Genomic DNA, 20,999 nt, shown 5'->3' with positions numbered 1-20,999 from the left:
ATGAATTACACTATATACATACCGATACAAGGAGGAGTAGGCTTTGAAAAAGAAATTAGGTTTACTAGCCATGGTTGTTGTATTAATGGCGATTACTGCTGGCTGTAGTGAAGTAAATCAGCCAATTACACCAAAAAGCACTGGAATTTGGAATGAATACTTCGTATACCCGCTTTCTCAGTTAATTACGTATTTTGCCAACTTATTTGGTAGTAATTACGGTTTAGCGATTGTTGTTACAACTCTTATCATTCGTTTTGCATTATTACCATTAATGATTAAACAAACGAAGAGTACGAAAGCAATGCAAGCGTTACAACCAGAAATGGTGAAGTTAAAAGAGAAATATAGCTCTAAAGATCAAGCAACGCAGCAAAAACTACAACAAGAAATGATGCAGTTGTATCAAAAAAATGGTGTAAATCCATTAGCAGGATGTTTACCAATCTTTGTTCAGATGCCTATTTTATTCGCGTTTTACCATGCGATTATGAGAACATCAGAAATTAGTAAGCATACATTCTTATGGTTCGACTTAGGACAAGCAGATCCGTTCTATATCTTACCGGTTGTTGCGGCAATTACGACATTTATTCAGCAAAAACTTGCAATGGCAGGAACTGCTGGTCAAAATCCGCAAATGGCAATGATGATTTGGTTAATGCCAATCATGATTTTAATCTTTGCAATTAACTTCCCAGCTGCATTATCACTTTACTGGGTTGTTGGTAATATCTTTGGTATCGCTCAAATGTACTTGATCAAAGGGCCGGAAATTAAGGCTAGTAAGGCAGGAGGATCAAGCAAGTGAGTATAATTACTGCTAAAGGACAAACAGTCGAGCTGGCAGTACAGGATGCTTTAAGACAATTAAATGTTTCAAAAGACCGAGTAGATATAAATATTATCGATGAGGGTAAGAGAGGGTTCTTAGGTTTATTTGGGAACCGACCTGCAGTAGTAGAAGTTGTATTGAAGAAAGATCCAATTCAAGAATGTGAAGAATATTTAAAAAATGTTATTCACGATATGGGTGTGGAAGCTGAGATTAGTAAAATTGTAAAAGGACGCGAAGTTGAATTTACAATTTACGGCGAAAATGTGGGTGTTTTGATTGGAAAAAGAGGGAATACCTTGAATTCTTTACAGTATTTAACAAAACTTGTGGCGAATCGTAATACGAAGCAGTACATTGGTATCACATTAGATGCTGAAAATTATCGTAGTAAAAGAAAAGCTACGCTAGAAGCACTTTCTTATCGATTAGCCAAACAAGTAGTAAGTACGAAAAAAAGAGTTGTATTGGAGCCTATGCCATCTTTTGAACGAAAGATTATCCACCAAGCATTATCTAATCATCAAAATATCATTACAACTTCTGAAGGAAAAGAACCACATCGACATGTTGTAATATCTTCCAAGTGACCGGTTACTCAATTGAGTGCCGGTTTTTTTGAGGGGAAAATAGGTGTGGATAACTAAAAAACACTAAACTTATCCACTGTGAATAAGTTTAGTGTTTTTTACATGAGGACATAATAAAATGAGTTATTATTCTTTTGTAGATAGGTTCGTTATGGTATTCTAATAATTTAGTGAAGAAAATAATCATGTTGAAATAGAGATAAATAAGCAAGTGAGGTGAAAGGACATGGAATTTGATACAATTGCCGCGATTTCCACAGCGCTTGGAGAGGGTGCAATTGCCATTGTTCGAGTAAGTGGGGATGATGCGGTTGAAAAGGTTAATCGTATTTTTAAAGGGAAGGATTTAACAGAGGTTCCTTCTCACACAATTCATTATGGTCATATTGTTGATTTAGATACAAATCAGGTTATTGAAGAAGTAATGGTGTCTATTATGCGTGCACCGAGGACTTTTACACGTGAAAATATAGTAGAAATTAACTGTCACGGTGGGCTTGTTTCGGTAAATAAAGTATTGCAGCTTATTTTAGCGCAAGGAGTACGATTAGCGGAGCCTGGTGAATTTACAAAACGTGCTTTTTTAAATGGCCGTATTGATTTATCACAAGCAGAAGCTGTTATGGACTTAATCCGTGCAAAAACAGATCGAGCAATGAACGTAGCGATTAATCAAATGGAAGGACGATTATCTAAATTAATCGGCCGTCTGCGTCAGGATATATTAGAAACGTTAGCTCATGTTGAGGTAAACATAGATTACCCAGAATATGATGATGTGGAAGAAATGACACATAATATTTTAATTGAGAAAGCTACACATGTTCGTGCTGAAATTGCAAAAATATTAGAAACATCAAAGCAAGGAAAGATTTTACGTGAAGGTATTGCTACTGCAATCATTGGTAGACCTAATGTTGGGAAATCATCGTTATTAAATAGTCTCGTTCAGGAGAAAAAGGCAATTGTAACTGATATTGCAGGAACAACTCGTGATGTTATTGAAGAGTACGTTAATGTGCGTGGTGTACCACTTAAACTTATAGATACGGCCGGAATTCGTGAAACAGAAGATGTTGTTGAACGAATTGGTGTAGAGCGTTCAAAAGAAATGATGAGTCAAGCTGATTTAGTGTTAGTTGTCGTTAATTATAGCGAAGCTTTAACGAATGAGGATGAAGATCTATTCCGTGCCGTACAAGGAAAAGATTTCATTGTTATTGTAAATAAGACAGATTTACCGCAAGCAATTGATATGGAACGTGTTATAGAATTAGCAGCGGGGAATCGTGTTATTACAACGTCGTTAATTGAGGAACAGGGAATAGATGAGCTTGAAACGGCAATCGCTGATTTATTCTTTGAAGGAACAATTGATTCTGCAGATGTAACATATGTTTCTAACGCGAGACATATTGGATTATTAACACAAGCAGGAAAAACAATTGGAGATGCAATTGAGGCGATAGAAAATGGTGTTCCAATTGATATGGTGCAGATTGATTTAACAAGAACGTGGGAAATACTTGGTGAAATTACTGGTGACACCGTTCATGAGAGCTTAATTGACCAGTTGTTCTCTCAATTTTGTTTAGGAAAATAATATAGTGATGTTTCAGAAAGATAGAGATTATTAGGAGGAATAAACAATGGGATACAATGCCGGTTCATACGATGTCATAGTAATCGGTGCAGGTCATGCAGGATGTGAAGCTGGTCTTGCGGCAGCACGAATGGGCTCCAAAACATTAATGTTAACAATTAACTTAGATATGGTAGCGTTTATGCCATGTAACCCTTCTGTTGGTGGACCAGCAAAAGGGATTGTTGTTCGTGAAATTGATGCATTAGGCGGAGAAATGGGACGCAACATTGATAAAACGCATATTCAAATGCGTATGTTAAATACAGGTAAAGGGCCAGCTGTACGTGCACTGCGAGCACAAGCAGATAAGTTCTCTTACCAGCATGAATTAAAGAAAACAATTGAAGAAACACCAAACTTAACGTTGTTCCAAGGAATGGTAGAGCGTTTGATCGTTGAAGATGGCGAATGTAAAGGGGTAATTACGCAAGCTGGTGCTGAATATACAGCAAAAACAGTCGTAATTACGACTGGTACGTTTTTACGTGGTGAGATTATTATGGGAGATTTAAAATATTCGAGTGGTCCAAATAATCAACAACCATCTATTACTTTATCGGAACATTTAGAGGAGCTTGGATTTGATCTTGTTAGATTTAAAACAGGTACACCTCCGCGCGTAAATAGTAATACGATTGATTACAGTAAAACAGAAATTCAGCCAGGTGACGATAAGCCACGCGCTTTCTCTTTTGAAACGACAAAGTTTATTATGGATCAAATTCCATGTTGGTTAACGTATACAAGTACGGAAACACATCGTTTAATAGATGAAAACCTACATCGCTCAGCTATGTATTCTGGTATGATTAAGGGAACAGGTCCTAGATATTGTCCTTCAATTGAAGACAAAGTAGTAAGGTTTAATGATAAACCACGTCATCAAATTTTCTTAGAGCCAGAGGGACGTAACACACAAGAAGTGTACGTACAAGGTTTATCCACAAGCTTACCAGAAGACGTACAGCGTGATATGCTTAGAACAATCCCTGGTCTAGAAAATGTTGAAATGATGCGTACAGGTTATGCAATTGAATATGATGCAATTGTGCCAACGCAACTATGGCCAACACTTGAAACGAAAAAAATTAAAAATTTATATACAGCAGGACAAATTAACGGAACTTCTGGTTACGAAGAGGCAGCAGGACAAGGGCTTATGGCCGGAATTAATGCAGCATGTCGTTCTTTAGGTAAAAAAGAAGTTATTTTAGGTCGTGAGGATGCTTATATTGGTGTCTTAATTGATGATCTTGTAACGAAAGGGACGAATGAACCATATCGTTTATTAACGTCTCGTGCAGAGTATCGTCTATTATTACGCCATGATAATGCGGATCTTCGTTTAACTGAAATTGGTCATGAAATTGGATTAATTAAAGAAGAACGCTATGAGCGATTTACAAATAAAAAATTACAAATTGAACAGGAAAAGGAACGTTTAAGTAGCATTATTATTAAACCACGTCCTGAAGTTCAAGAATTAATTCGCAATATTGGTGGAAGTGAATTGAAAGATGGAATACGTGCAAGTGACTTATTACGTCGTCCAGAGATGACATATGAGCATATCCATCTTTTAGTACCAAGTGAAGTAGAATTAAGTGATGAAGTTACAGAACAAGTTGAAATTCAGATTAAGTACGAAGGATATATCGAAAAATCTTTACAGCAAGTAGAGCGTATGAAGAAGATGGAAAGTAAAAAAATTCCTGTCGATATTGATTATGATGCGATTTCTAGCCTTGCATCAGAAGCTAGACAGAAATTGAAAGATGTTCGTCCACTTTCAGTGGGGCAGGCTTCACGTATATCGGGCGTAAATCCAGCAGACATTTCCATTTTACTTGTGTATATTGAACAAGGAAAAATTGCGCGAGTATCGAACCAATAAATAGTAAGGAGATATTGTTAGATGAACATAGAACAATTTCAATCTATGCTAGAAGAGAAGGGTATCACCCTCTCTTCTAGACAGTTAGAGCAGTTCGAAATCTACTTCGAAACATTAGTAGAATGGAATGAAAAAATGAATTTAACGGCTATTACGGAAAAAGAGGAAGTATATTTAAAACACTTTTTTGATTCCATTACAGCTGCTTTTTATTACGATTTTTCTAAACCATTCTCAATTTGTGATGTTGGCGCAGGAGCTGGATTCCCAAGTATTCCTTTAAAAATCTGTTTCCCGCATTTAAAAGTGACGATTGTAGACTCATTACAAAAACGTATTAATTTCTTAAATCATTTAGCACAAAAGTTGGAATTGAGTGACGTCGCGTTTTGTCATGATCGTGCTGAAACATTTGGAAAAAAAGAAGGTGTACGTGAAGCGTACGACATTGTAATGGCACGTGCAGTCGCACGTCTTTCAGTATTAAGTGAGCTGTGTTTACCACTTGTAAAAGTTGGGGGAACATTCATTGCAATGAAAGGTGCTGCAGCAAACGAAGAAATTGAAAATGGCAAGTATGCTTTAGAGGTGCTAGGCGGGGATTTAAAAGAAATGTCTACGTTCCAATTACCGTTTGAAGAAAGTGAACGTAATATTTTATTAATCGAGAAAAAGCGCAAGACACCAAAGAAATATCCACGCAAACCGGGAACACCCAATAAATTACCTATTGAAAAATAAATCTTATTAGACGTAAGATTAAATTATATAAATGAAAACGTAAATGTTTCATAGGAAACATTTTATGGAGAATAGTCAATAGGCCTAAAGGTGGTGGAATATGTATGAAAAATACGTTTTCTCGTTTATTTGGCTTTGGAGATAAAGAGAGCGAATTCGAATTACAAGACGAAAGCCATGAAGAAATAGATAAAAAGGTATATGAAGAAATACAAGAAATTCCGATAGTAAATATTACCCCTAACCGTTATCAACCACGAACAGTTTTTGATGACGCGCGTATTGAGGAACTAGCATTAACGATTCGTACACACGGACTTATTCAGCCAATTGTTGTGAGGCAATATGAGGATGAGAAGTACGAGATTATTGCTGGAGAAAGGCGTTTCCGTGCAGCAACAAAGTTAGGGTGGGAAAAGGTTCCTGCAATTATAAAAAACTTAAATGATACAGAAACAGCTTCTGTGGCTTTAATTGAAAATTTGCAACGTGAGGAACTAACAGCAATCGAGGAAGCTGTGGCATATCAAAAGCTAATTGAGTTACATAATTTAACGCAAGAAGCATTGGCACAAAGACTCGGAAAAGGACAATCCACAATCGCAAATAAGTTGCGATTGTTAAAGTTGCCTGAAGAAATAAAAAATGCGTTATTAGAAAAAAGTATTACAGAACGCCATGCCCGTGCGCTCATCCCTTTAAAGAATGAGGAATTACAACTGAAGGTTTTACAGGAAATTGTGGAGAAACAACTGAATGTAAAGCAAACAGAGGAACGAATTGCGAAATTACTAGAGGAAGCAAAACCGAAGCGTAAGGCAAAGCAAAAAGCAGTAAGTCGAGATACGAGAATTGCCATGAATACAATTAGGCAGTCATTACAAATGGTTGCTGACAGTGGTTTAAATGTTAATTCTGAGGAAGAAGAGTTTGACGAGTACTATCAAATTACAATTCAAATTCCGAAGAAAAAATAATAATGGTGTGTTAGAGACCTGATCCTATTGGATAGGTCTCTTTTACTATATTTTCTTGTTAGATGAAGAAGGAGTTTACAAATAAATTTTGAAGTTTAATAAGGACGTAAAAGAAAAACTTTTATTTCATGTTACAATAAACGTAATTGTTACTAGAATAAGATAGAAAGGTTGAAAGTAGGTGACATCATGGGAAAAATCATTGCTATAGCCAATCAAAAGGGTGGCGTTGGAAAAACAACAACATCTGTTAATTTAGGGGCTGGATTGGCACAAGTAGGTAAAAAGGTCCTTCTTGTAGATATTGATGCTCAAGGAAATGCAACGACGGGTGTGGGAATTGAAAAATCCGAATTAGATCAATGTATTTACAATGTTCTTGTGGAAGATGCAGATGTTCAAGGGGTTATACAGAAAACCGCAACTGAAAACTTAGATGTTCTACCCGCTACAATTCAATTAGCAGGTGCTGAAATTGAATTGGTACCGACTATTTCCCGGGAAGTACGTTTGCAAAGGGCATTACAGCCAGTTCGTGATGAATATGATTATATTATTATCGACTGTCCCCCGTCCTTAGGGTTATTAACGATTAATGCATTAACTGCAGCAGATTCTGTTATTATTCCTGTTCAATGCGAATATTACGCACTAGAAGGGTTAAGTCAGCTATTAAATACAGTTCGACTTGTGCAAAAGCACTTAAATAAAAATCTAGCAATTCAAGGTGTATTGCTAACAATGTTAGATGCCCGTACAAATTTAGGGATTCAGGTTATAGATGAAGTGAAAAAATACTTTAGAGATAAAGTATACCGTTCGATTATCCCTCGTAATGTTCGTTTGAGTGAAGCACCAAGTCATGGGAAACCAATTATGCAGTATGACGCTAAATCAAGAGGGGCAGAAGTATATATAGATTTAGCAGAGGAAGTGATTGCAGGTGGCTAAAGGATTAGGAAGAGGAATCAATGTGTTTTTTCCTGATTTAGATGTGAAAGAAGAAGAGACAATTCAGGAGATTACGATAACTGAATTAAGACCGAATCCATATCAACCACGTAAACACTTTAATAAAGAGGCGATTCAGGAATTATCGGCCTCTATTAAAGAGCACGGCATATTACAACCATTAATTGCTAGAAAGAGTATTAAAGGATATGAAATTGTTGCAGGTGAAAGAAGATATCGTGCTGCTAAAGAAGCGGGACTCGAAAAAGTACCTGCCGTTGTAAGACAATTAAATGAGCAGCAAATGATGGAGTTTGCATTGCTTGAAAACTTACAACGAGAAGATTTAAATCCAATGGAAGAAGCAATGGCATATCAAATGTTAATGAATGAGCTAAATGTGACGCAAGAACAATTAGCAAAACGTCTTGGTAAGAGTAGACCTTACATTGCAAACTATACGCGATTATTAAGCCTCCCTTCTTTTGTGCAAGATATGATTGCAAACGGTCAACTTTCAATGGCTCATGGGAGAACTTTACTTACGATAAAAGATGAAGAACAGTTGAAATCTTTACTGAAACGAATTGAAAAAGAAGGATTAAATGTTCGTCAATTAGAGAAAATTGTTCAGGAGATTAATCAACGCGTTTCACGTGAAACAAAACAAGTAAAAAAAGAGAGAAACATATTTTTCGTAGAACGCGAAACGTTCTTAAGAGAAAAGTTTGGCACAGAGGTAAAAATTAAAGAAACAAAAAAGGAAAAAGGTAAAATCGAAATTGAATTTTTCAATAAAGAAGATTTAAATCGCATTTTAGAATTATTAGCGCAGCAAAACTAAAAAGCAAACCATCTTATTATTTATAGATGGTTTGCTTTTTTTAATACAGATAATTTTTGGTCTGTTTCTTTTATGCTTTGTGCAATTACATCAGCCATTTTCATAACTAAACTTAATCTTGTATTTTGCAGAACGAAAAACTCCATAAAACCATTTAGATTTACGATGCCATGAATATGTAAATCACCAACTGCTGGTAATTTCTTGTTCATCGCAGCTCCGGGTTTACTAGGCCCCATTCCGGTAGTGATGGAACCGATACTTTGAGATTTTCCTAAACAAGCATCAACCGCAATGATAAATGAAGTAGGATTATCTTTCTGTATATTCTGAATTTTTTCTTCTAAATTTAGCGCATGTACTGGTTCATCTAGTGTGCCGAAAACTTGGAAGTTTGTAATTCCTACTTGTTCTAGTTTCGTACCGACTAACGGACCGAGTGCATCTCCTGTGGAACGATCTGTTCCGATACAAACGAGAATGATTGGTATATGAGTTTTAATAGGGATATGGGAAAGTAAGAAGTTACTAATTGTCTCGGAGGCTTCTAAATCTTGGTGCATAACATTTTGAGTTTCTTTTTCGAAAAAAGGTAAGCGAAAACTTCCAATATTCATGAAGCACCCATCCTTTTAATAAATTTTCAAAATATGTTATATGGTGAGTAAAATGGAAAACTATAAGTGCGTACTTGCTGTAAAATTTAAGTGAGAACGGAAATAATAGTACTAGTATATATATATTCGTTCCATTTTATACCTGCATGGAGGTTAACAAATGGAATTAAAGTCATAAAATTTTTTCAGCAATTAGGAGACTTCTGATACAATAAGAAGGATAACTAAAAAGAAATTTTGGCTGGAGAGGTAGAGGTACATGGATGTATTAACGAAGTGGTTTAATGCTACGAAACAGTATTTACTAGATGCTGATCGTTGGGCTCATATTGGAATTGCGACATTAAAAATATGTATCATTTTAACAATTGGTGCAATTGTAGTGCGAATTGCAAGAGCGGTTGTACGAAATGCGTTTCGTATGGGAAGTCGTTCTCCAATTCAAATTTCAGAACGTCGTACAGTTACAGTAGCGAAGTTACTTGAAAATATTGTGGCATACGTTGTTATGTTCATTATGTTAATTGCGATTTTAGGTGTGTTTAATATTAATGCATCAGGTTTATTAGCCGGTGCTGGGGTAATTGGTTTAGCAGTCGGATTTGGTGCTCAAAGTTTAGTGAAAGATGTTATTACAGGGTTATTTATCTTGTTAGAAGATCAATTTTCAGTTGGTGACTATGTGAAAATTGGTCAGTTTGAAGGTGTCGTTTTAGAAATTGGACTTCGTACAACGAAAGTGAAAAGTTGGACAGGTGAAATTCATACTTTACCAAACGGAAGTATTGTTCAGGTTACCAACTATTCAGTTAGTAATAGTGTAGCATTTGTTGACGTATCTATTTCGTATGAGGCTGATATAGCAAAAGCAGAGCAAGTCATTGAAGAATTATTAGAAGAATTACCTGCACAATATGAGCAAATGGTAACAACGCCTCAGTTATTAGGCGTGCAAACATTAGCTGCATCAGAAGTTATATTACGTGTTATTGCAGAAGTAGAGCCGATGCAACATGCAGTTATTGCAAGGGCACTTCGTAAAGAAATTAAAAATCGTCTAGATTTACATGGTATTGAAATTCCATATCCACGTATGGTTTTATATAATCGTGAAGAGTTAGTGAGTGGAAAAGCAATTTAATATGGAGAGGGGTTTGGAGAATGGAGCAAAAGCAGTATAACTTGTACGATGTTGTGGAAATGAAGAAAGCCCACCCATGTGGGGAGAATCGTTGGAAGATTATTCGTATGGGAATGGATATCCGCATTAAGTGCGAGGGATGTGACCATTCAGTAATGATTCCTCGAAGAGAGTTTGATCGTAAGGTGAAAAAAATACTTGTGAAGCACGAAGAATAGAGAGAAAGTAACAGTTACAGTGGGTAGCTGTTACTTTTTTTCGTTTGGAGGAAACTTGTCATTTTTTTCGTTACTATCTATAATGATGAAAGATTGAGACATAGGAGTGAAAAATATGGGATTAACGGCTGGGATTGTTGGATTACCTAACGTAGGGAAGTCAACTTTATTTAATGCAATTACACAAGCAGGAGCAGAATCTGCAAACTATCCATTCTGTACAATTGATCCAAACGTAGGAATTGTAGAAGTACCAGATGAGCGTTTAAATAAATTAACGGAATTAGTAGAACCGAAAAAAACTGTTCCGACTGTATTTGAGTTTACTGATATTGCAGGTATCGTAAAAGGTGCGAGTAAAGGTGAAGGTTTAGGAAATAAATTCTTATCTCACATTCGCCAAGTAGATGCAATTTGCCAAGTTGTTCGTTGTTTTGAAGACGAAAATATTACGCATGTTTCAGGTAAAGTAGACCCAATTGATGATATTGAAACAATCAACTTAGAGCTAATCTTAGCAGACTTAGAATCTGTTGATAAACGTATCGAACGTGTTGCGAAATTAGCAAGACAAAAGGATAAAGAAGCAGTATATGAGCATGAAATTTTAGTACGTTTAAAAGAAGCTTTTGAAGAGGGTAAACCAGCTCGTACTGTTGAATTTACAGAAGAGCAAATGAAGATTGTTAAAGGTCTTCATTTACTGACAACGAAAGAAATGTTATACGTAGCAAACGTAAGCGAGGACGATGTTATCGATCCTTCTGAAAACAAATACGTACAAATGGTAAAAGAATTTGCTGCAAATGAAAATTCTCAAGTAATCGTTGTATGTGCAAAAATCGAATCAGAAATTGCTGAGCTAGACGAGGAAGAGAAAAAAGTCTTCCTTGAAGAACTGGGCATTGAGGAATCTGGTTTAGATCAATTAATTCGTGCTGCATATGATTTATTAGGACTTGCTACTTACTTCACAGCAGGTGTACAAGAAGTACGTGCATGGACGTTCAAACAAGGTATGAAAGCACCACAATGTGCCGGCGTAATTCATACAGACTTTGAGCGTGGATTTATTCGTGCAGAAACAGTTTCTTACGAAGACTTAATGACAAACGGTTCTATGACAGCTGCAAAAGAAGCTGGTAAAGTTCGTTTAGAAGGAAAAGAGTATATCGTAAAAGACGGAGACGTTATGCATTTCCGTTTCAACGTTTAATTTAATATTTCCTAGGAAAAATAAAGATATGAACTTGGCAAATATATTATGTGTTTGCCAAGTTTTTTATGTATGGGTGAGTTGATTCATCTAACTTACTATGATATAATCTAAACTCGTGAGTAATTACTATAAATTAATTGCTCCTTGCCCATTACGGGCCGTTTAGACCAAAAGGAGGTGAAAGTGTAATGAGAAAGTACGAAATTATGTACATCATTCGTCCTGGCGTTGAAGAAGAAGCTCAAAAAGCTTTAGTTGAACGTTTTGCAGGTGTTTTAACAAACAATGGTGCAGAAATCATTAACACGAAAGAGTGGGGTAAGCGTCGTTTAGCTTACGAAATCAACGACTTACGTGAAGGTTTCTACATGATCTTAAACGTGAATGCTAACGCAGAAGCGATTAACGAATTCGATCGTTTAGCTAAGATCAACGAAGATATCCTTCGTCATATCGTTGTTAAAGAAGAAGAAAAATAATTGATATATAAGGGAGAGTGGTTCGATTGATGAATCGTGTTATCCTCGTTGGTCGTTTAACTAAGGACCCTGACTTACGTTACACGCCCAATGGTGTTGCAGTAGCTACTTTTACGTTAGCTGTGAATCGCGCATTTGCGAATCAACAAGGTGAGCGTGAAGCTGACTTTATTAATTGTGTAATATGGCGTAAACAAGCAGAAAACGTAGCAAATTATTTGAAAAAAGGTAGCTTAGCAGGCGTAGATGGGCGTCTTCAAACTCGTAATTACGAGGGACAAGATGGTAAACGTGTATATGTAACAGAAGTTCTTGCGGAAAGCGTACAATTTTTAGAGCCGCGTAATGGCGGTGGGGAGCAACGTGGTTCATTTAATCAGCAACCATCAGGAGCTGGTTTCGGTAACCAAAGCTCTAACCCATTTGGTCAATCTAGTAATTCAGGCAACCAAGGTAACTCTGGATTTACGAAGAATGACGATCCATTTTCAAATGTAGGTCAACCGATCGACATTTCCGACGACGATTTACCGTTCTAATACAGTAAATTTGTTAGTTTTAACAAAGAATGGAGGGAAATAGACATGGCAGGACGCAAAGGTGGACGTGCGAAACGTCGTAAGGTGTGTTTCTTCACAGCTAACGGCATCACTCGCATCGATTATAAAGATGTTGATTTATTAAAACGTTTCGTTTCTGAGCGTGGTAAAATTTTACCTCGTCGTGTAACAGGAACAAGCGCAAAATACCAACGCAAACTTACAGTTGCAATTAAACGTGCTCGTCAAATGGCACTTTTACCATATGTTGGTGAATAATAGCGTATGAAATGCACAGTAGAGTCGGACTCTACTGTGCATTTTGCTATGCTTTTCTTTTTTGAAAGAGAGGTTAGATGATGAGGAATACGAAATTTATTACTGAAGGTGCGGCGTTGTTAGCAATATATGCAATGTTATTGCTTATATCTATGTATGTTCCAATTTTAGGCACAGTTGTAACGTTTGCGTTGCCGTTGCCATTTATATTGCTAACGATAAGATATAAAATATCTAATGCTTTTGTAATTTTTACGGCAGCGCTTTTTATTACTGTTATTGTTAGTCAACCGATGAACCTAGTAAAGACAACTATGTTTGGATTAATAGGTATCGTTTTAGGACATATGTATAAAAAACAAAAGAAGCCAGTAGAAATTTTGATGGCAGGGACGCTTGCTTACTTAATTGGTATTATGCTCATTTATGTTGCGAGTATAAAGTTTTTTAACATAGATTTAATGAAGCAAATGCAAAATATGTTTAATGAAAGTATGGCGCAAAGCGAAAAGATAGTTACAGCTGCGGGCATGCCTATTAGTAAAGAGCAAAAAGAGCTATTTGCACAATTTAATGATGTGTTACAAACGTTATTCCCAAGTTTACTTGTCATGGTCTCAGTATGTTTTTCTTGGATTACAGTTATGATATCAGGTAGTGTTTTGAGAAAGTTAAAACACGATGTCATACCTTGGCCTAAATTTAAGGATATACAATTACCAAAGAGTATTGTTTGGTATTACGTTGTATTTATTTTGCTATCAACTTTTATAAAAGTAGAACCGACATCATATTTACATATGGTATTTTCTAACCTATATGTCATATTTGCTTTACTACTCGTGCTGCAAGGTTTGACGTTTATCGCTTTTCTGGCGCATAGCAAAGGTTTTACGAAAGGGGTTCCTATTATTAGTTTTATCGCCTGCATGTTTATCCCGATGCTGTTTCCTCTTGTGACAATCTTAGGTATAATTGATTTAGGGATTTCATTGCGTTCTAAAATAGGAGGATAAAATAATATTCCTTATACTATTTTAATCTGTATTACTAACTGGAAGATAAGTTAGTTTTACTTTATAGGAGTTGTATACATGCCTGAATTTTATAAGAAACAGTGGTTTTTATATCCTGTTTACGTATTGGCATTTTTTGTGTTTGTGCTCATTTCAATCCTCTGTTATTTTCATTTACTAATGGGGATAGTCTCCTTCTTTATTTTTTGTATCGTCCTTTTTGTTGTTGTACGATTTGAACTTACTTTCCAAAAGAATTTTGAAAAACATACGACAGATATGATTACAAGGGTAAAGAAAGTGAGTAATGAGGCATTTAACCAGATGCCGATTGGTATTTTGTTATACAATAAGGATTATGGGATTGATTGGGCAAATCCTTATTTATCTTCATGTCTGGGGCAGCATGCATTAGCTGGATGGCACCTTTATGATGTATCAGAAACGTTACTTCTTTTTATTAAGGGAGAAACATCCGATGATATAGTCTCTTTAAATAATCGAAAGTTTCGTGTCTTTGTAAGGAAAGAAGAAAAGTTAATTTATTTCTTTGATGTAACAGAACAAACAGAGATTGAAAAGATGTACGAGGATCAACGTACTGTTTTAGCTGTCATTTATTTAGATAATTATGATGAAGTTACACAAGGATTAGATGATCAATTACGTACGAATATAACAAGTCTTGTGACATCCCGTCTAAATGAATGGGCCGTTAAGTATGGGGCATATTTAAAACGTGCATCTTCGGAAAGATTCTTCGTTGTACTAAATGAAAGTATTTTAGCGCAGATGGAGAAAGGGAAATTTAGTATTTTAGACCAAGTACGTGAAGAAACATCCAAAAGGAATATACCACTTACATTAAGTGTAGGTGTTGGATCAGGTGATTTACCTTTATCCGAGCTTGGAGCGATGGCTCAATCAGGTCTAGACCTTGCGCTTGGGCGTGGTGGAGATCAAGTAGCTATTAAACAAGCGACAGGTAAAGTTAAGTTTTATGGTGGTAAGACAAATCCGGTGGAAAAACGTACTCGTGTACGTGCCAGAGTGATTTCGCATGCATTAAAGGATTTAGTATTAGAAAGTAGCAATGTCATTATAATGGGGCATAGGGCTCCTGATATGGACGCAATTGGTGCTGCGATTGGTATTTTAAAGGTAGCGCAATTAAATGAGCGCAAAGGATATATTGTGCTCGATGAAAATGATTCTGATAAGGGAATTAAGCGTTTAATGGATAAAGTGAAACAAAATGAAGAGTTATGGTCTCACTTTATTACACCAGAACAAGCGATGGAATTTGCAAATGATGATTCATTACTTGTTGTTGTTGATACGCATAAGCCTTCAATGGTGATGGAAGAAAAGCTGTTACGCAAAATTGAAAATGTAGTTGTTATTGACCATCATCGCCGAGGAGAAGATTTTATTGAAGATCCATTGCTTGTTTACATGGAGCCATACGCTTCTTCCACGGCGGAACTTGTTACGGAATTACTTGAATACCAACCGAAAAATTTAAAAATGACAATGTTAGAAGCAACAGCATTATTAGCAGGTATTATTGTTGATACGAAAAGCTTTACATTCCGGACAGGTGCTCGTACGTTTGATGCTGCTTCTTATTTACGCTCACACGGTGCAGATACTGTACTTGTACAAGAGCTTTTAAAAGAAGATATGGATCAGTATTTACGGGTTGCAAAAGCTATTAAAAATGCGTACATTTATAAAAATGGAATTGCGATTGCAAAAGTTGATAGCGATGATTACTACGATCAAGTGCTTATTGCGCAATCAGCGGACACATTATTAACAATGACAGGAATTATTGCATCATTTGTTATTGCAAAACGTGGCGAGAATTTCATTGGAATTAGCGGCAGGTCTTTAGGTGAAGTGAATGTGCAGCTAATTATGGAAAACTTAGGTGGTGGCGGGCATTTAACGAATGCAGCCACACAAATGAAAAATGTTACAGTAGATGAAGCTGAGGAGAAGCTTCGATTTGTTATTGATGACTATTTACAGGGAGGCACACAATCATGAAAGTAATTTTTCTAAAAGACGTAAAAGGTAAAGGGAAAAAAGGGGAAGTAAAAAACGTACCAGATGGTTATGCAAATAACTTCTTACTAAAACAAGGATTAGCTGCTGAAGCGACGAATAGCAGTATGAAAACTTTAGAAGCTCAAAAGCGCAAAGAAGAAAAAGATGCAGCAGCAGAGCTTGAAAATGCAAAACAATTAAAAGAAACGTTAGAGAAATTAACTGTAGAATTAAAGGCTAAATCTGGAGAAGGTGGCCGTCTATTCGGTTCAATCACAAGTAAACAAATCGTAGATGCAATGCAAAAATCTCACAATATTAAACTTGATAAGCGTAAATTTGAAATGGATGATGCAATTCGTGCATTAGGCTATACAAACGTTACTGTGAAATTGCATCCGCAAGTAACAGCAACAGTAAAAGTTCATGTTAGTGAACAATAAAACTAAGTTAAGCAAGGAGGATTGCGTATGAGTGATGTAATGGCTGATCGTACCCCTCCGCATAATATAGAAGCTGAGCAGGCAGTCTTAGGTGCTATATTGATTGATCAGGATGCGTTAACATCGGCATCGGAACTATTAGTACCTGACTCATTTTATCGAACGAAACATCAAAAGATTTTTGAAGTCATGCTTGGTTTATCTGATAAGGGGGAGCCAATTGACTTAGTAATGATGACGTCAGCAATGGCTGATCAAGGATTACTAGAAGAAGTTGGTGGGGTTTCTTACTTAGCAGAATTAGCAGAAGTTGTTCCGACTGCTGCTAACGTAGAGTATTATGCAAGAATCATCGCTGAAAAAGCACTGTTACGTCGTTTAATTCGAACGGCGACTCATATTGTATCTGATGGATATGAGAGAGAAGATGATGTGGATGGTCTTTTAAATGAGGCTGAGAAAAAAATATTAGAAGTATCTCATCAGACGAATGCGAAAGCATTCCAAAATATTAAAGACGTTCTTGTAGATGCTTACGATAAAATCGAACTTTTGCATAATCAAAAAGGTGAAGTGACCGGGATACCGACTGGATTTACTGAATTAGATAAGATGACGGCAGGATTCCAGCGAAATGATTTAATCATCGTGGCGGCACGTCCGTCGGTAGGTAAAACGGCATTTTCATTAAATATCGCACAAAACGTAGCAACGAAAACGGATGAAAATGTAGCGATTTTTAGTCTAGAGATGGGTGCTGATCAGCTTGTTATGCGTATGCTTTGTGCAGAAGGAAATATTGATGCGCAAAGACTTCGTACCGGATCGTTAACTTCTGATGATTGGGCGAAATTAACGATGGCAATGGGTAGCCTTTCTAACGCTGGTATTTATATTGATGATACGCCGGGGATTAAAGTAAATGAGATTCGAGCAAAATGTCGTAGATTAAAACAAGAACAGGGTCTTGGTATGATCTTGATTGACTACTTACAGCTTATTCAAGGAAGTGGGAAATCAGGAGAGAACCGTCAGCAGGAAGTATCTGAGATTTCTCGTACACTAAAAGGGATTGCGCGTGAATTACAAGTTCCTGTTATTGCCTTGTCACAGTTATCTCGTGGTGTAGAATCTCGTCAAGATAAACGTCCGATGATGTCTGATATTCGTGAATCGGGAAGTATCGAGCAGGATGCCGATATCGTAGCCTTCCTATATCGTGAAGATTACTATGATCGAGAAACGGAAAATAAAAATACGATTGAAATTATTATTGCAAAGCAGCGTAATGGTCCAGTAGGCTCAGTAGAGCTCGCATTCGTTAAAGAGTTCAATAAGTTCGTTAACTTAGAACGTCGTTTCGAAGATGGACATGCGCCGCCGGCATAACGATAGTATAAAAAAGAAACGCATTTCTTATAATAAGATGTGTTTCTTTTTTTTTATAGAAAAGATAAGGCTTTCATAGTGTGAAAATATAATTCTTACGAACGAAAAAGTTTTTTGATAAAAAAATGTTCGCTTTTTGGTTGACTTCTTTTTCGGTTTTGGTACAATTATATTGTTTGAATAGATCGTTTGAAAATTGCGGAGGTGCTTTAATAATGTCTTCAGTAGTAGTTGTAGGAACACAATGGGGCGACGAAGGAAAAGGTAAAATCACTGATTTTCTTTCTGAGCATGCGGAAGTAGTTGCAAGATATCAAGGTGGAAATAACGCAGGACATACAATTGTTTTTGGCGGAGTTAAATATAAATTACACTTAATTCCATCTGGTATTTTCTATAAAGAGAAAATTTGTGTAATCGGAAACGGCTTAGTAGTAGATCCGAAAGCATTACTTGAAGAGTTAAAATACTTACACGATCGTGGTGTAAGTACTGATAATTTACGCGTAAGTAACCGTGCGCACGTTATTTTGCCTTATCACTTAAAACAAGATGAGTTAGAAGAAGCAAGTAAAGGTGATAACAAAATCGGTACAACGAAAAAAGGTATCGGTCCTGCATACATGGACAAAGCTGCTCGTATTGGTATTCGTATGGCTGATCTTTTAGACCGTGAAGCATTTAAAGAGAAGCTTGAGCGCAATTTAGCACAAAAAAATCGTTTGTTTGAAAAAATGTACGATACAGAAGGTTTCAGTGTAGAAGAAATCTTCGAAGAGTACTTCGAGTACGGACAACAAATCGCGCAATATGTGTGTGATACGTCTGTTGTATTAAATGATGCATTAGATAATAATCACCGTGTATTATTTGAAGGTGCACAAGGTGTTATGCTTGATATCGACCACGGTACGTATCCGTTCGTTACATCTTCTAACCCAATTGCTGGTGGTGTAACAGTTGGAACTGGAGTTGGCCCTGCAAAAGTTACTCGCGTTGTAGGTGTATGTAAAGCATATACAAGCCGCGTAGGTGATGGTCCATTCCCTACTGAGCTTCATGATGAAATTGGTCATCAAATTCGTGAAGTTGGTCGTGAGTATGGAACGACAACTGGTCGTCCACGCCGCGTAGGTTGGTTTGATAGCGTTGTTGTAAGACATGCGCGTCGTGTTAGTGGTTTAACAGATTTATCATTAAACTCTATCGACGTTCTAACTGGTATTCCAACTCTTAAAATTTGTGTTGCTTACAAATACAATGGCGAAGTTATCGATGAAGTTCCAGCAAACTTAAACATTTTAGCGAAATGTGAGCCTGTATACGAAGAGCTTCCAGGTTGGACAGAAGATATTACTGGTGTAAGATCATTAGACGAACTTCCTGAGAATGCAAGAAAATACGTAGAACGTGTTTCTGAGTTAACAGGAATTCAATTATCTATGTTCTCAGTTGGACCAGATCGTAATCAAACGAATATCGTTCGTAACGTATACGAAGCTTAATTGATATTTTTAAGGAAAAACTCATGTCCGCATGAGTTTTTTCTTGTTTTTTATAAAAAATAAAAAAAGGTATTGCAAAAAATAAATAAAACATGTTATGATACATCTTGTCGTCACGAAAATATGACGTTGGTGAGTATGAGCCATTAGCTCAGTTGGTAGAGCATCTGACTTTTAATCAGAGGGTCGAAGGTTCGAGTCCTTCATGGCTCACCATTTTATTTTTCGTGGCCCGTTGGTCAAGTGGTTAAGACACCGCCCTTTCACGGCGGTAACACGGGTTCGAATCCCGTACGGGTCATGTTTTTTTATGTTCATTTTTGGTCCCGTGGTGTAGTGGTTAACATGCCTGCCTGTCACGCAGGAGATCGCCGGTTCGACCCCGGTCGGGACCGCCACTTTTGTTTATACCACCATTAGTGGTTTTATATATAGTTTTGGCTCGGTAGCTCAGTCGGTAGAGCAGAGGACTGAAAATCCTCGTGTCGGCGGTTCGATTCCGTCCCGAGCCACTCTCAGGATATTAAGTGGGCCCACTTAATATCCTTTTTATTTGTGTAATTTTACAAAATTGAGTAGTTATTTTAAAATAGAATGAGGAGCCTCTAGCAGTTGAAGCTAGAGGTTTTTCTATAGATCGTATAGGATTCCGTGTAAAAGTGGATCATACATGAGTCTGTGAGAATAGAGGAGAAAGTACTTAAGCAAAAGATGCGGTCATATAGGGACATACTATGTAGACATCAATGTGTTTAGGGATATTGACCATATTTTTACCCCGCTATTTAATGGGCAGTAAGGCCTCCACCTTAAAATTCAGCGAAAGCAAAGAAGCTAGGTGGAGGGAGGGCTGCCCGTGAAAGCCCAATTGGTGAGGGTTGATTAAAGCTTCACTTTATAAGGAGGAAATAAACGATGATGGGAAAGAAAATTTTAGTAGTTGATGATGAAAAGCCGATTGCAGATATTTTGAAGTTCAACCTAGAAAAAGAAGGTTTTGAAATTGTAATGGCGCACGATGGTGATGAAGCAATTGAAAAAGCGACTGAAGAACAGCCAGATATGGTTTTATTAGATATTATGCTACCAGGTAAGGATGGCTTAGAGGTTTGCCGTGAAATACGTAAAAGCTCAGAAATGCCGATTATTATGCTTACAGCGAAGGATTCTGAAATTGATAAAGTATTAGGACTTGAGCTTGGCGCAGATGATTATGTAACGAAGCCATTTAGTACGAGGGAATTACTTGCTCGCGTGAAGGCGAATTTACGTCGTCATCAGCAAGGTGGTGCGGCAGAAAAAGAAGAAAATACGGAAATGGTTATTGGACCAATTGTTATCAATCCAAATGCGTATAGTGTAACGAAACGTGAGGAAAATATTGAGCTTACACACCGTGAATTTGAGCTATTACATTATTTGGCAAAACATTTAGGACAAGTTATGACACGCGAACATTTATTGCAAACAGTTTGGGGTTATGACTATTTTGGAGATGTACGTACAGTGGATGTAACAGTACGTCGTCTGCGTGAAAAAATTGAAGATAATCCAAGTCATCCTACATTAATTGTCACTAGACGTGGAGTAGGGTATTACTTGCGTGACCCAGAGCAGGAATAGTA

General features: G+C 36.8%; 21 protein-coding genes and 4 tRNA genes. 24 read left to right on the top strand and 1 reads right to left on the bottom strand.

Features of this window, described 5'->3' with window-relative positions; translation table 11 throughout:
* The first annotated feature begins 43 nt into the window (after window positions 1-43).
* The 8 genes from spoIIIJ (at window position 44) to spo0J (ending at window position 8,477) form a co-directional block, all read left to right on the top strand.
* Entirely contained in the window at window positions 44-811 is a 768-nt protein-coding gene (gene spoIIIJ, locus ACTFR9_RS18725) for a YidC family membrane integrase SpoIIIJ (protein WP_000727751.1), read from the top strand.
* Window positions 808-1,425, top strand: a complete 618-nt coding sequence (gene jag, locus ACTFR9_RS18720; protein ID WP_000022804.1) for an RNA-binding cell elongation regulator Jag/EloR — start codon at window positions 808-810, stop codon at window positions 1,423-1,425. Before spoIIIJ ends, jag begins: the two co-directional genes overlap by 4 nt.
* A gap of 226 nt (window positions 1,426-1,651) precedes the next feature.
* Complete coding sequence (mnmE, locus tag ACTFR9_RS18715) at window positions 1,652-3,028, top strand: tRNA uridine-5-carboxymethylaminomethyl(34) synthesis GTPase MnmE (RefSeq protein ID WP_000393773.1); 1,377 nt, start codon at window positions 1,652-1,654, stop codon at window positions 3,026-3,028.
* 46 nt (window positions 3,029-3,074) lie between these two features.
* On the top strand, window positions 3,075-4,964 hold the full coding sequence (mnmG, locus tag ACTFR9_RS18710) for a tRNA uridine-5-carboxymethylaminomethyl(34) synthesis enzyme MnmG (RefSeq protein WP_000541033.1): 1,890 nt from the start codon (window positions 3,075-3,077) through the stop codon (window positions 4,962-4,964).
* A gap of 21 nt (window positions 4,965-4,985) precedes the next feature.
* The gene (gene rsmG, locus ACTFR9_RS18705) at window positions 4,986-5,705 is read left to right on the top strand and encodes a 16S rRNA (guanine(527)-N(7))-methyltransferase RsmG (protein WP_001019621.1); all 720 of its coding nucleotides are present in this window, start codon (window positions 4,986-4,988) and stop codon (window positions 5,703-5,705) included.
* 104 nt (window positions 5,706-5,809) lie between these two features.
* Window positions 5,810-6,682 (top strand): nucleoid occlusion protein, encoded by an 873-nt coding sequence (gene noc, locus ACTFR9_RS18700; RefSeq protein WP_000799029.1) that lies wholly within the window; start codon window positions 5,810-5,812, stop codon window positions 6,680-6,682.
* 189 nt (window positions 6,683-6,871) lie between these two features.
* Window positions 6,872-7,633 carry a sporulation initiation inhibitor protein Soj gene (gene soj, locus ACTFR9_RS18695; RefSeq protein WP_000516114.1) on the top strand — a complete coding sequence of 254 codons (762 nt, stop codon included), beginning with the start codon at window positions 6,872-6,874 and terminating at the stop codon, window positions 7,631-7,633.
* On the top strand, window positions 7,626-8,477 hold the full coding sequence (gene spo0J, locus ACTFR9_RS18690; RefSeq protein WP_001051838.1) for a stage 0 sporulation protein Spo0J: 852 nt from the start codon (window positions 7,626-7,628) through the stop codon (window positions 8,475-8,477). The genes soj and spo0J overlap by 8 nt, the downstream gene beginning before the upstream one ends.
* A gap of 20 nt (window positions 8,478-8,497) precedes the next feature.
* On the opposite strand, the gene yyaC is transcribed toward spo0J, so the two are convergent.
* Complete coding sequence (yyaC, locus tag ACTFR9_RS18685) at window positions 8,498-9,094, bottom strand: spore protease YyaC (protein WP_001020729.1); 597 nt, start codon at window positions 9,092-9,094, stop codon at window positions 8,498-8,500.
* A gap of 259 nt (window positions 9,095-9,353) precedes the next feature.
* Here yyaC and ACTFR9_RS18680 point away from each other — a divergent pair, with 259 nt between their 5' ends.
* The 16 genes from ACTFR9_RS18680 (at window position 9,354) to walR (ending at window position 20,997) form a co-directional block, all read left to right on the top strand.
* Window positions 9,354-10,235, top strand: coding sequence for a mechanosensitive ion channel family protein (locus tag ACTFR9_RS18680; RefSeq protein ID WP_000382911.1), 882 nt, complete (start codon window positions 9,354-9,356; stop codon window positions 10,233-10,235).
* A gap of 20 nt (window positions 10,236-10,255) precedes the next feature.
* Window positions 10,256-10,453, top strand: a complete 198-nt coding sequence (locus ACTFR9_RS18675) for a DUF951 domain-containing protein (protein WP_000436051.1) — start codon at window positions 10,256-10,258, stop codon at window positions 10,451-10,453.
* A 115-nt stretch (window positions 10,454-10,568) separates the two neighbouring features.
* Window positions 10,569-11,669: a redox-regulated ATPase YchF gene (gene ychF, locus ACTFR9_RS18670; protein ID WP_000524669.1), complete on the top strand. Its 1,101-nt coding sequence runs from the start codon at window positions 10,569-10,571 to the stop codon at window positions 11,667-11,669.
* A 191-nt stretch (window positions 11,670-11,860) separates the two neighbouring features.
* A complete protein-coding gene (gene rpsF / locus ACTFR9_RS18665; protein ID WP_001233779.1) occupies window positions 11,861-12,151 on the top strand; it encodes a 30S ribosomal protein S6 in 291 nt (96 codons plus the stop codon).
* Window positions 12,152-12,177: 26 nt separating this feature from the next.
* Window positions 12,178-12,690: a single-stranded DNA-binding protein gene (gene ssb, locus ACTFR9_RS18660; RefSeq protein WP_033682562.1), complete on the top strand. Its 513-nt coding sequence runs from the start codon at window positions 12,178-12,180 to the stop codon at window positions 12,688-12,690.
* Window positions 12,691-12,735: 45 nt separating this feature from the next.
* On the top strand, window positions 12,736-12,969 hold the full coding sequence (rpsR, locus tag ACTFR9_RS18655; protein WP_000918873.1) for a 30S ribosomal protein S18: 234 nt from the start codon (window positions 12,736-12,738) through the stop codon (window positions 12,967-12,969).
* Window positions 12,970-13,049: 80 nt separating this feature from the next.
* A complete protein-coding gene (locus ACTFR9_RS18650; RefSeq protein WP_001246427.1) occupies window positions 13,050-13,985 on the top strand; it encodes a YybS family protein in 936 nt (311 codons plus the stop codon).
* 78 nt (window positions 13,986-14,063) lie between these two features.
* Window positions 14,064-16,037: a DHH family phosphoesterase gene (locus tag ACTFR9_RS18645; RefSeq protein WP_001113897.1), complete on the top strand. Its 1,974-nt coding sequence runs from the start codon at window positions 14,064-14,066 to the stop codon at window positions 16,035-16,037.
* Window positions 16,034-16,480: a 50S ribosomal protein L9 gene (gene rplI, locus ACTFR9_RS18640; protein ID WP_000864231.1), complete on the top strand. Its 447-nt coding sequence runs from the start codon at window positions 16,034-16,036 to the stop codon at window positions 16,478-16,480. The genes ACTFR9_RS18645 and rplI overlap by 4 nt, the downstream gene beginning before the upstream one ends.
* Before the next feature lie 27 nt (window positions 16,481-16,507).
* Window positions 16,508-17,869, top strand: a complete 1,362-nt coding sequence (dnaB, locus tag ACTFR9_RS18635) for a replicative DNA helicase (protein WP_001286244.1) — start codon at window positions 16,508-16,510, stop codon at window positions 17,867-17,869.
* A 215-nt stretch (window positions 17,870-18,084) separates the two neighbouring features.
* Window positions 18,085-19,374 carry an adenylosuccinate synthase gene (locus ACTFR9_RS18630; RefSeq protein WP_000100224.1) on the top strand — a complete coding sequence of 430 codons (1,290 nt, stop codon included), beginning with the start codon at window positions 18,085-18,087 and terminating at the stop codon, window positions 19,372-19,374.
* A 140-nt stretch (window positions 19,375-19,514) separates the two neighbouring features.
* A tRNA-Lys gene (locus ACTFR9_RS18625) sits at window positions 19,515-19,590 on the top strand.
* A 13-nt stretch (window positions 19,591-19,603) separates the two neighbouring features.
* A tRNA-Glu gene (locus ACTFR9_RS18620) sits at window positions 19,604-19,675 on the top strand.
* Window positions 19,676-19,696: 21 nt separating this feature from the next.
* Window positions 19,697-19,772 (top strand) — tRNA-Asp (locus tag ACTFR9_RS18615).
* Between the two features lie 41 nt (window positions 19,773-19,813).
* A tRNA-Phe gene (locus ACTFR9_RS18610) sits at window positions 19,814-19,886 on the top strand.
* Between the two features lie 403 nt (window positions 19,887-20,289).
* Entirely contained in the window at window positions 20,290-20,997 is a 708-nt protein-coding gene (walR, locus tag ACTFR9_RS18605) for a cell wall metabolism DNA-binding response regulator WalR (protein ID WP_000971872.1), read from the top strand.
* The last annotated feature ends 2 nt before the right edge of the window (window positions 20,998-20,999 follow it).

Source organism: Bacillus cereus group sp. MYBK222-1 (assembly GCF_051916425.1).
GTDB classification, from domain to species: domain Bacteria; phylum Bacillota; class Bacilli; order Bacillales; family Bacillaceae_G; genus Bacillus_A; species Bacillus_A paranthracis.
This window is presented reverse-complemented; position numbering and strand designations above follow the sequence as displayed.